The sequence below is a fragment of the Photobacterium sp. R1 genome, from assembly GCF_054600795.1.
In genome coordinates this window covers 1-255 of sequence record NZ_BAAHZP010000722.1, presented here as the reverse complement: position 1 = coordinate 255, position 255 = coordinate 1, and the positions used below count along the sequence as shown (strand labels likewise).

Here is a 255-nt window from a genome sequence, read left to right as displayed (position 1 = left end):
TCGGGCGACGGCCGAAGCGATCCGCCAGCGGGCCGGCAAAAACCTGTCCCAGTCCTAAACTGAACATGAACCAGGTGACTGTGTCCTGCACCAGAGTCGGGTCGACGGCAAAACTGTCAGCCATCGCAGGCAAAGCAGGCAGATAAATATCGATGGCCAGCGGGCTGAACAGCACCAGCAGGACCATTAACGCCACGATACGGCGGTGAGACGTTGTCGGTTCAGGCTTCATTCACTCGGTTTCCTATCAGAAGA

1 protein-coding gene is annotated in these 255 nt (G+C 57.3%); it reads right to left on the bottom strand.

What is annotated here, in order from left to right; all coding sequences use genetic code 11:
* A partial coding sequence (locus tag ACYP03_RS26970; protein WP_459782802.1) for an MFS transporter occupies positions 1-232 on the bottom strand: 232 nt, incomplete at its 3' end.
* Positions 233-255 lie beyond the last annotated feature (23 nt).